Raw genomic sequence first — 8561 nt, forward strand, 5'->3', positions numbered from 1 at the left:
GGCTTGACATAGAAGCATCGCGGAGCTCGACCGCCAACACAAGAAGTAGTCACGTTCATCGATGATCAGCGGGCAGAATTCGGGGTTGAGCCCATCCTCGCCGTCCTGCGCAGCGCAGGTGTGCGGATGGCCCCGAGTACCTACTACGACATCAAGAGCCGCCGCCCCTCGGCGCGGTCGCAACGTGACGCTGTCCTCGCCCCTGCGCTACGACAGCTGTGGGAAGACAACTACCGGGTCTACGGTGCTCGCAAGCTATGGAAAGCTGCGCGTCGCGCTGGACACGATATCGGTCGTGACCAGGTTGTTCGACTGATGCACGCACTCGGAATCGAAGGCGCGCGGCGCGGCCGGCGGGTCCGCACGACCCGCCCCGATTCCTCGATGCCGCGCCACCCGGATCTGGTCAAACGGGAGTTCACCGCGACTACACCGAATCAACTGTGGGTCACCGATCTGACCTATGTCCCGACGTGGTCGGGCGTGGCGTACGTGTGTTTTATCATCGACGCCTACTCGCGGATGATCGTGGGGTGGCGAGTGGCCTCGCATATGAGGACTGCGATGGTCCTCGATGCGATCGGGATGGCCCGATGGAATCGGGGAAACATGTTGCCGGGCTTACGGTGTCACTCTGATGCGGGCGCGCAATTCACCTCCGTGCGTTACGGGGAACGTCTCGCCGAGATCGGGGCGACACCCTCGATCGGGACCGTGGGAGACAGTTACGATAACGCTCTGGCCGAGACGGTGAACGGCTACTACAAAGCGGAATTAATTTACGGACCCGCCCGCACCGGTCCATGGAAAACGGTCGACGACGTCGAACTGGCGACCCTGGGCTGGGTGCACTGGCACAACACCGAACGCCTCCACGGCTATCTCGGCAACATCCCACCCGTCGAGTTCGAAACCATCATCTACGATCAGTCACGGGCCGACCAACACCGGGTCGGAATCCCATAACCCGAGCCTCCGGGAAACCCAGGGCGCATCAGCCTTCATGAGTGCGGTCGTGGCTGCAGAATGGGGTTCGGTGTGGAAGCCGGACCTCGCCTGCTCTCGGGCAACACTGTTCGATAACTCCCCCACTCAGATGTTGGAAACACCATCCGGTTCAGTGGCGCTTGCGACAACTGGCCCCTGCGGGCGCGGACCGCGGATCGAGAGTCGTGAGCGCGGAGCTCACCTCTGGGAGGCTAACTCTGCTCTTGGCCGTCGGCCGTCTGGTCCAAGGGTTTGCCTGCCATGTCTGGCGTGAAGCGCATCACGAGTGCACCGAGAAGTGCCGTGGCTGCGAGGTATCCGACGAACACGTAACTCAGGTCTTGCTGGGCCGTCCACTGCTGGAGGTACGGAGCGGTACCCGCGAACACGACGGCTGACAGTGCGTAGGGAATGGCTATTCCGGTAGCGCGGACGGTGGTCGGGAACAGCTCAGACAGTACCGCGGGCAGGATCGACGCCGCGATGGCAAAGAGGCTCAGCGCGATGGACATGGCGAGCCCGAATTGCCAGGCCCCCTGTCGGGCGAGGTGATCGAGCGGGAAGGCTGTGACTGCGACACCGATTCCATAAAGGTAGAAGCTGCGTCGTCGGCCTATGCGATCGGAGAGTCGACCCAGTGCGGGCAGTAGAGGTGATGCGACAGCCAGAGCGATGACGCCCGCCCACAGCGCCGACGTCGCGTCTATTCCCACGACAGAGATCGCCCAAGTGGGTCCGCTGACTGCCCATGCGTAGAACATGACTGTGACCGAGGCCATCAAGAGAAATACGCGGATGCCTGCTGCCCGGTAGGTCCATAGGTCGTGTAACAAATTCCGTGTCTGAGACGCTGTTATCTCGAGGTTCTGGACAGCCTCGAACTCCCGTGATTCCTTCATCCTGCGGCGCAAGAACAGCGTGATGACGCCCAGGCCGGCGCCGGCGAGGAAGGGCAGACGCCACCCCCAGGAGCCCATCTGAGAGTCGTCGAGCAGTGTCGTGAGCAACGCGCCGATGATGGTTGCGACCATGATGGCGATGAAGCCCGATACGTAGATCGCCGACGACCAGAGTCCGCGCCGCTCGGCGGGTGCATCTTCGGCTACGTAGGTATATGCAGCTGCGACTTCCCCGGTATGCGCAAGACCCTGCAGGAGTCGCGCCAAAAGTAGCAGGACACCGGCGAATACTCCGACGGTTTCGTAGGTGGGGGTCAGCCCTATGATCAGCATGCCCACCGAGGCGCAGGAGATCGCGGCCATGAGTGACACGCGTCGACCGAATCGGTCGGCCATCCAGCCGAAAAGGATTCCGCCGAAGGGCCTGATGGCGAAACCGACACCGAACACAACCAACGTCGAGAGCAGGGCCGAGGCGGGATCGTCGGGGTTGAACAACTCTTCGGCGAAGAACGGAGCGAACACCGCATAGCAAGTCCAGTCGAAGACTTCGAGTCCGTTGCCGAGAGATACCCCGACAAGGGTGCGTTTCTGTCGACTCCGGTCGTCCGTCTCCTCAGTGGGAGATGTATTTGTGTGTGTGTGTGCCGTGTGCGGTCATTGAATGATCCGTCGCTATCTGGACTGGGTTGTGAAGTCTGGTCGGCCCTGGGTCAGCAGGGATCGGCGGACGCGAGCAATGTGCGCCTGTGCGTTGAAGCCGGTGGCACCGACAGATATACCGTCGCGAATGTAGGCGAATAGTCGTTGCTCGACCGACCTTTCGGGAATCGGCACGTCAACGACGTCGGCTCCGGTGAGGTCTGGATCGCCAACGTGCTGGATGTGAGTGCCATGTTGGTCGGACCACACGTAGGGAACAGGATCGGCGCGGCGAAGTTGAGTGGGATGGGTGATGTTGTGAGCAACCGTCACCGCATGCTCGCGCGCACAGGTCCAGTGCTCTACCCGCGTGCGACGTCCATATCGCGGGTTGGTCCATCTGGCTACGTCACCAGCAGCGTAGACATTCTCGGTGCCAGCGACCCGTAGGTGGGAATCGCAAAGGAACCCATCATCCGATGTGAGTGCGGACTCCGCCCAGGCGGTGGCTGGTCTCGTACCAATTCCTACAAGCACGACATCGCATTCGATCGCCTGGCCGTTCGACAGGAGTAACGAAATCATCTGTGCGCGTGCGTCATAAGTTGCTGCGGTCGCGATGGTGTTGTACCGCAACTCCACGCCGCGGTCGGCGTGGAGCGCGGACATCGCGTCGGCCACGGACCGCGGCAAGACGCGCGCTGCAAGGTGCGGCTGGGCTTCGATTATGGTGACGTCAACGCCGAGTTCCCTTGCACTGGAGGCTACCTCGGCGCCGATGAACCCACCACCGACGACGCCCAGGTGGCGGCATGTCGACAGTGCCCGGCGGAGAGCGGCCGCGTCGACAGCATTACGAAGGTAATGGACTCTGGGAATGCTCTCAAGAGCAGGGAGTCGTCTTGGTGCCGAACCTGTCGCGATGACAGCGGTGTCGTACTCGAGATGCGTTCCGTCGTTGAGGTTCACCATCGAGCGTGTTGGATCGATGCCGATGACGGTGGTGTCGAGACGATACTCCAGATCTGCGGCGATCGAGCCAGTCGTTATTGTCGCCCCCGACGGTTCGGTCAGGAAGCCTTTGGACAATGGCGGTTTGTCGCAGGGCACCTCGGCCTCCGACTCGACGAGAACGATACGTCGGGCACTGTCGCGCAGACGCAGCGCTGCTGCGGCGCGGACACCGGCTACTGAAGCGCCGATGATGACGGTAGTTTCGGGTGCGCTCAACTCAGCGCTCGACACGGATAGCTTGTACCGGGCAGTCGGCGGATGCTTCGTATACATCGTCTGCGTCGGCGTCGATTGGTCGTCCGGGCACGGTGTGAGCGATGTTGGTATCGGGGTCGATGTCGAAGACCTTTGGCGCTGCGACGATGCAGTTGCCGTATCCGTTGCAGGCGGTGGTGTCGATGTGCACCCGGATCATTGATCGTCCTCCGCAGGGTTTGAGAAAGTAATGGGCAATGAGCGTAGGCCGAAATGGGTTCCAGCCTGGATGCTGGTAAACGTGGGGGTGCCTGCCAGGGTGAACGCCGGGTAACCGCACAAGACCTCGAGGAGGATCTTCATCTCCGAACGGGCCAGCGCTGAGCCGACGCACTGGTGGATGCCCCACCCGAAGGCGAGGTGGCCGCGCGCGGATCGGTCGATGTCGAATTCACCAGGGTGATCGAATCGGCGGGCGTCGCGATTGGCCGCGGCATTGAGCAGGAGGACCCACGAATGGGCCGGGATCATCGTGCCGGCGACTTCGACGTCCGTAGTTGTTCGGCGCGCGAACATCTGCGCAGGCGTCCGTAATCGGAGCATTTCCTCGACATAGACGGGCGCCAGGGACGGGTCAGCACGCAACCGTAGTTGGAGATCACGGTTGGCCGCCAGAAGGTAGAGCAGGCTGCTGACACTGTTCAGCGTCGTTTCATGCCCGGCCACGGCAAGGGTGAGCAGGACCGAATGCACCTCATCAAGAGTGAGGGCGCGACCGTCGACTTCGGCATCCAGCAACCATGTGAGGTAGTCCCCAGGACGTGTCGCGCGATGGTCGGCGATGTCCGCGTCGATCGCCTCGACCAAGGCGGCCCGACCTCGCAGTTGAGACTCAGCAGTACCGTCACGCCAGATGTTCTCGGTCAGGCCGCGAAACCTCGCCACGGTCTCAGGCGAGAAGCCGACAAGCTTCGTCAGCACTCGCAGCGGAAGCGTCAGCGCGATCTTCGAGACAGCGTCACCGCCGCCGCCACAGTAGAAATGTTCGACGAGTTCCTCGATCGTTTCAACTAGCCACGGCTGCAGTTCGCGGACAGTGTCGGGTGCGATGGCTCGAGTCAACAACGCGCGGTAAGGGCCGTGCAGGGGCGGGTCGTAGTCGATTGGAATGCTGGCCATGCCCTCGACCATCGGAATGCGGTGCCCGGCGGCCGACGAGAACGTTTTATGGTCGCGGAGAGCCTTTTTCACTTCGGAGTAGTGGCTGATCGTCCAAAATCCACCGTGCAACGGGGAGTAGACCGCGGGCTCGCGGGCGAGCAACTCGTCGTAGACGGCCCACAGGGTGTCTTCACCAAGGTCCGCGTCCAGGTGATCAAAATGTTCACGCGGACAAGTGGTATCGGGGCCTTCGCCATCCGGTGTGACATCACCGGTGGTGCAAGTTGCGCTGTCGAACTGAGCCATGTCGCCGACCTCTCTGAACCGAAATGGTGGCCTCTTCTTGTGTCTTGGGTCACGCTACGAGCCAGGCTGGGTATAAGGCAACCGCACAAAACCATGATGGATGCATAGCGAACAGCTTATGTCCCGCGCGGGGGCGTGGGTCCGAATGTTCAACATCCGAAGCCACTGAGCCACCGACCAATCGACGAAACCGGTTCGGCCGTAGAGCCGGCCCGCAGATCATCACCGCGCGTGCCGCTGATAAGCCGTAGCCGTTTGGTCAATGACGACCGACTGAACGAGTACTGCGGGTGGACGCTTGGCGTTCACCCGCGGTCATCAATCAGCTCAACCGAGCTCATCTGAGTTCTCGACGAGTCGAGGCGCCACGGGTGGTCCGTGACCGCGAGGTCCTCGGCGAGAACCGCACCGCTGCATGCCGACAATCTCGGTGTCTACGGTGCCCGCAAAGTTCATGCCGAACTGTGCAGGAAGGGTATCGGCGTGGCCCGCTGCACCGTCGAACGATTGATGAAAGCTGATGGGCTGCAGGGGATAACGAGGTCGAAGACGCGCAGTACCACGTCCAGCGAGGGAGCCGAGACTCCGCGACCGGCAGATTATGTGGAACGTCAGTTCACCGCGGTGGCGCCCAACGCGCTGTCGGTGACAGGCCGACCTGACCTACATCCGCACCCACTCGGGGTGGGTGTACGCCGCGTTCATCCTCGACGTCTTCTCGAGGATGATCGTGGGCTGGCAGGTCTCGACCACCATGCACACCGACCTCGCGCTCGACGCCTTGAATATGGGGTTGTGGGCGCGGTCGCGTGCCGGCCAGGACGTGGCCGGGCTGATTCACCACTCCGACCGCGGAGTGCAGGGTGAATTCAACTGGTCGTCGCAACACCTTGATCTTGGAGGTGTTGGCTTTGGCTACAGCAGACTGGAGCAAGAAGACCAGCGATGCGCCCACGGGGGTTCGTCGGCAGTGGCGAGCTGATCGTGCGTTGCGGCCGGCGATGCGTTCGCCGGGCCGGCCCGAGCCGTCGCGGGCGGTGCGACGTCAGTTTTGGGGGTTGATCGCGACGGGGATGAGCACGGCGGAGGCGTCGGTGGCGGTCGGCGTGTCGGTGCCGGTGGGGTCGCGGTGGTTCCGCCACGCTGGCGGAATGACGCCACTGAGTCTGGACGACCCGGCGGGTCGTTACCTGTCGTTCGCTGAACGGGAAGAGATCGCGCTGCTCCGCGCCCAACAGTGTGGTGTGAGAGAGATTGCTCGGCAGATCGGACGCAGTCCGGCAACGATTTCGCGTGAGTTGCGCCGCAACTCCGCTACCAGGAGTGGGAAACGTGAGTATCGAGCCTCGGTGGCGCAGTGGAAAGCGCAGCAAGCCGCCAAGCGCCCGAAAACAGCGAAACTCGTGGCCAACGTCGAGTTGCGGGAGTACGTGCAGGAGCGGTTGGCGGGCACTGTCCGTAGCCCCGACGGCACGATCGTCGCCGGCCCCACGCCGCCGCCGTGGAAGGGGCTCAACAAGCCGCACCGGGCCGACCGGCGGTGGTCTCTGGCATGGAGTCCGGAGCAGATCTCCCAGCGCCTGCGGGTCGATTTCCCCGATGATGAATCCATGCGCATCAGTCATGAGGCAATCTATCAATCCCTGTTCATCGAGGGCCGTGGCGCGCTCAAACGCGAGTTGGTGGCGTGCCTGCGGACCGGGCGGGCATTGCGGGAGCCCCGTGCTCGCTCACGCAACAAGCCGCAGGGTCACGTCACCTCCGATGTCGTCCTCAGCCAGCGCCCGCCTGAGGCCCACGACCGTGCTGTCCCCGGCCACTGGGAGGGTGATCTCATCATCGGTGTGGGTCGGTCGGCTATCGGCACTGTTGTCGAACGGCGCAGTCGCGCAACGATTCTAGTCCATCTCCCACGCTTGCAAGGGTGGGGTGAGCAACCGCCGGTGAAGAACGGGCCGGCACTCGGTGGCTACGGCGCCATCGCGATGAACGCGGCACTGACGGCGTCGATAGCGGCGCTGCCGCAGCAGTTGCGCAAGACGTTAACGTGGGATCGCGGTAAGGAACTGTCCGCTCATGCCCAGTTCGCGATGGATACCGGAACGCAGGTGTTCTTCGCCGATCCGCATTCACCGTGGCAGCGACCGTCCAACGAGAACACTAATGGGCTGCTGCGCCAATATTTTCCGAAGGGAACTGACCTGTCACGGTGGTCTGCAAACGACCTCGAAGCCATCGCATACACCTCAACAACCGTCCCCGAAAGGCCCTCGGCTGGAAGACCCCCGCCGAAGTCTTTGAAGGACAGTTACACTCACTACAACAACCCGGTGTTGCATGGACCGATTGAACCCGCCCAGTACCAAGCCATCCGTTACACCGAACGCCTCGCCGAAGCAGACGCAGTGACTTCCGTTGGCTCCAAGGGCGATTCGTACGACAATGCGATGGCCGAGGCGTTCAACTCGCTGTTCAAGGCCGAATGCATCCGCAACCCAATAATGCGCCCTCGAGGTGGCTGGGGCGGTGTCGGCGAGGTCGAGATCGCCGTCGCCGAGTACATCGACTGGTTCAATCACCGCCGCCTGCACGGCGAGATCGGACACGTCCCACCCGTCGAATACGAGACCACCTACTGGTCGACCCACACAGTCACCAGCTACCGTGAAAACCCGGTCCCGGCAACCGCTGGAACCAACTAACCGAGCCTCCAACAAAGCCGGGGCGATTCACTCCCTCGATCGGCCAGATGTCGATGCGGAGCACGGTGGAGTCTGCCGACGGCCGCCGATCGCGACACGACACCCGCACCATATTCCAGCCATCGACGATCGCGGCCAACACAGGTGCGACGGCGTCACTGTGCTGTTCGGTCCATCCGTAGCACGAGATGGCTGGTACCCCATAGCGGCCGAACTCGCCGCCGGCCTGCTCGATCCGATCCCACTGATCCACCTGCTCAAGGCCTGGATCACGAGGGTGGGTGGTCAACTCCACCGTGATGGACGGGGCCGAATCTGCCAGGTTCACAGCAATATAGGTGGTTTGCAGAGGGTTGGAGTCCGCGAAAAACGGATCGTCCGGATTGGCCTGATACTGATCGAGAAGCCATTGTGCCGAGCGTTGTCTGCCCAGCAGTCTGGCGTCATCGACTGTCCAGGAATCGTCGTCGGTCGCCACCACCGGCTGAAACACCAGTCCAGTAGTGGGCGGCAGAGTGAATCGAGCAGATGTCATGGTGGGCACCCTACTTCGCACAGAAGCGAGAGGTCGTTGCTTGAGACGGGGACGTTCGCTACGTTCGCGAGACAGTCGCCGGACCGAGCCGACGCTTAGCCTCGATCCACCGATTTGCTT

Annotated in this window: 5 protein-coding genes, 5 pseudogenes and 1 other annotated feature; of the genes and pseudogenes, 5 read left to right on the top strand and 5 right to left on the bottom strand. The window is 62.4% G+C overall.

Annotation, left to right across the window (positions count from 1 at the left end; all coding sequences use genetic code 11):
• The first annotated feature begins 13 nt into the window (after positions 1-13).
• Positions 14-135 (top strand) — a sequence feature (AL1L pseudoknot).
• Positions 22-966 (top strand): annotated as a pseudogene (locus B3T59_RS02695) (IS3 family transposase); the annotation flags it as partial. (Overlaps the previous feature by 114 nt.)
• Positions 967-1199: 233 nt before the next feature.
• On the opposite strand, the pseudogene B3T59_RS02700 reads toward B3T59_RS02695, so the two are convergent.
• From B3T59_RS02700 to B3T59_RS02715, 4 genes and pseudogenes are all read right to left on the bottom strand, one after another.
• Positions 1200-2444 (bottom strand): annotated as a pseudogene (locus tag B3T59_RS02700) (MFS transporter); the annotation flags it as partial.
• 117 nt (positions 2445-2561) lie between these two features.
• Positions 2562-3773 carry an NAD(P)/FAD-dependent oxidoreductase gene (locus B3T59_RS02705; protein WP_287001439.1) on the bottom strand — a complete coding sequence of 404 codons (1212 nt, stop codon included), beginning with the start codon at positions 3771-3773 and terminating at the stop codon, positions 2562-2564.
• Complete coding sequence (locus B3T59_RS02710; RefSeq protein WP_287001440.1) at positions 3760-3957, bottom strand: ferredoxin; 198 nt, start codon at positions 3955-3957, stop codon at positions 3760-3762. Before B3T59_RS02710 ends, B3T59_RS02705 begins: the two co-directional genes overlap by 14 nt.
• Positions 3954-5204: a cytochrome P450 gene (locus tag B3T59_RS02715; RefSeq protein WP_287001441.1), complete on the bottom strand. Its 1251-nt coding sequence runs from the start codon at positions 5202-5204 to the stop codon at positions 3954-3956. The genes B3T59_RS02710 and B3T59_RS02715 overlap by 4 nt, the downstream gene beginning before the upstream one ends.
• Positions 5205-5582: 378 nt before the next feature.
• Here B3T59_RS02715 and B3T59_RS24545 point away from each other — a divergent pair.
• From B3T59_RS24545 to B3T59_RS02730, 4 genes and pseudogenes are all read left to right on the top strand, one after another.
• Positions 5583-5741, top strand: a pseudogene (locus tag B3T59_RS24545) (IS3 family transposase); the annotation flags it as partial.
• A 121-nt stretch (positions 5742-5862) separates the two neighbouring features.
• The gene (locus B3T59_RS24550) at positions 5863-6186 is read left to right on the top strand and encodes a DDE-type integrase/transposase/recombinase (protein ID WP_414652064.1); all 324 of its coding nucleotides are present in this window, start codon (positions 5863-5865) and stop codon (positions 6184-6186) included.
• 19 nt (positions 6187-6205) lie between these two features.
• Positions 6206-7554, top strand: a pseudogene (locus tag B3T59_RS02725) (IS30 family transposase).
• Between the two features lie 73 nt (positions 7555-7627).
• Positions 7628-7906 (top strand): annotated as a pseudogene (locus B3T59_RS02730) (integrase core domain-containing protein); the annotation flags it as partial.
• On the opposite strand, the gene B3T59_RS02735 reads toward B3T59_RS02730, so the two are convergent.
• Positions 7857-8384 (bottom strand): hypothetical protein, encoded by a 528-nt coding sequence (locus B3T59_RS02735; RefSeq protein ID WP_287001443.1) that lies wholly within the window; start codon positions 8382-8384, stop codon positions 7857-7859. The pseudogene B3T59_RS02730 and the gene B3T59_RS02735 overlap by 50 nt on opposite strands.
• Positions 8385-8561 lie beyond the last annotated feature (177 nt).

Source organism: Gordonia sp. UBA7860 (assembly GCF_002500165.1).
GTDB classification, from domain to species: domain Bacteria; phylum Actinomycetota; class Actinomycetes; order Mycobacteriales; family Mycobacteriaceae; genus Gordonia; species Gordonia sputi.